Raw genomic sequence first — 2,034 nt, forward strand, 5'->3', positions numbered from 1 at the left:
GCGCTTGAGGGCGTTAACAGCCTCGCCCCGATTGAGCACCCGGCGCAACTCGTTCCTGAAAGCGTCCTTGACAAAGTAGTCAGCCAAAAACGCCGTACGCAGCAACCGCCCCAATTGCACGCCAGCCTCATAGATTGGATCGCCCTGGGCGGCAGAACCGAACCGCGCAAGAGCTGCCACCGCACTGGCATGTCCGCTCATGACCGAGGCTGCCAGGTGCACCAGACTATCCCAATGCTTTTCGATCAAAGCGACGTCGACATTGGCTTCGCACACCGCAGCGATTTCTGCGGGCACTTTGGTGCCGCGTGGCACAAAGAGGTGGCGCTGTTTGAGTTCCTTCAACCGCGGGCAAAGATCAAAACCAAGCAAACGGGCATGTGACATGGCAAAGTCGGTGTAGCCATGGGTATCCACAGCAAGCTGGCTGGTCTCCAGCTTTTCTTGGCGGATGACACCTTCAATGGCCACGCCCGCCTGGCGCTCATTGAGCACAAAGGGCTGCGCATGGAAGATGCCCCACCGGTCTTTTACATGGGAGTAGATTCCAATGGAAGGTGTGTTGCGCCGAGGATCAAGCCGGGCTTGCCACACCCGTTTGGTGGTCTCCATGCTCATCATGTCAGAAGATGCCAAATCGGACCGCCCCCAGGTGGCGGCAATCGGGTGTCGCTGCATGAATTCCAGCACAGCCTGGCAGGCCTGGCTCAGACGCCGTTCGTCCCGCGCCCAGCGCATGGCCTGGCGAATGCTGGTGGCAGACAATTGCGGAATCATGCGCGCGCATTCGACCGCAGTCAGACTGGTGCCGTGGGCCATGATGCCGGCATAGACCATCAGCAGCTCGTCGGTAGAGCGCGGCTCACGTCCGAGCATGATCCAGCTAAAGCGCACCTGGGCGTCAACGGCCAGAATCACTTCCGGCAATTGAACCTCACCGATGCGGTGATCCAAAGCCGCGCGCAGCTTGGTCACTTCTGGGTCTTCGTCCTCTGCGGGCAATGGCGACAAATGGAGTTCATCATCCACGCGCAGTACGCCACTGCGGGCTGCAGCGGCCACCGCATCGACACCGGCAGTTACTCTGGCCAGCAAAGGCTTCAAGAAAGTGGCAGCCTTGCTGGGTAACGATAGACGGGCATAGTGTTTCTTGGACTCTGCCTGCCAACGCTCGTCCGTGAAGAACAAGCGCGCACGACCCCGAAAGCTCAGGCTGTGCTCAATCCAGACCGAGCCATTGCGCACCGCGCGGCGCAGGGCAAACAGGGTGGCCACCTCCAACGCCTGAAACGCCCGTTCCCGGTCTGGGCTGGAGATCGAAACCTGCCAGATCATTCCCAGACTTGGTGCCACCACTTCAACTGGCAGCTTTCTGGATCCTTTGAGATATAAAGCTTGCAGCTTGGCAAGGTACTCGATGGCAGGATGCTCGCCGGTGGCCTGCCAGGGCAGCTTTGCAATGGCGACGAGCAACGACCGCACGGGGCGAATTCCATCAATCAATCCCTCGCGGACCAGGGAGGCCCTGCTCGGTGGTTTGCGTTTCTGGGTTTCGGTGATCAAGGCTTCAAGACGGGCACGCAACTCAGCATCTGGCACCGCACCTTGCGCGCTCAAGGCAACAAGTTCGCCGAGCAGCGTTTTGTACATTGCGGCCCAATTGACGGTAGCGGGGACATCGGCGGCAGCCTGACGCCACAGATCGGCGATCCGGCGCTGCACCATAAGGATCAACTGGTCTGTGGTGGTGAACAGGCAATACCGAAGAAAGCATGCGACCTCCACGGTGCGCGCTGGCTCTTTGATCTTGGCTCCGGCTGAGGGCGGCCTGGAGACAAGTCGGCGCGCGTAGCGGCGCAAGATGAGATCGGGGATGTCTGCCAGGTGCTTATGAACGTCCAGCGTGTAAAGCAGGTCGATGCGCTCCAGTACCTCGCTGATTTGGCGGGTTGAGTGTTTCGCCGGTGCAGCCCATAGCCAACTCTGCTGGGTTTGTCCATCTGGGCGCAGCTCTGAAACTGAGGCTCGCCAGCG

At 60.0% G+C, this 2,034-nt stretch carries 1 protein-coding gene; it reads right to left on the bottom strand.

Features of this window, described 5'->3' with window-relative positions:
• Positions 1-2,034, bottom strand: a 2,034-nt coding sequence (locus DBR23_RS00555; RefSeq protein ID WP_108496961.1) for a Tn3-like element IS1071 family transposase, incomplete at both ends; no start/stop codon positions are given.

Origin of the sequence: Acidovorax sp. HMWF018 (genome assembly GCF_003061035.1) — a bacterium.
Taxonomy (GTDB): domain Bacteria; phylum Pseudomonadota; class Gammaproteobacteria; order Burkholderiales; family Burkholderiaceae_C; genus Acidovorax; species Acidovorax delafieldii.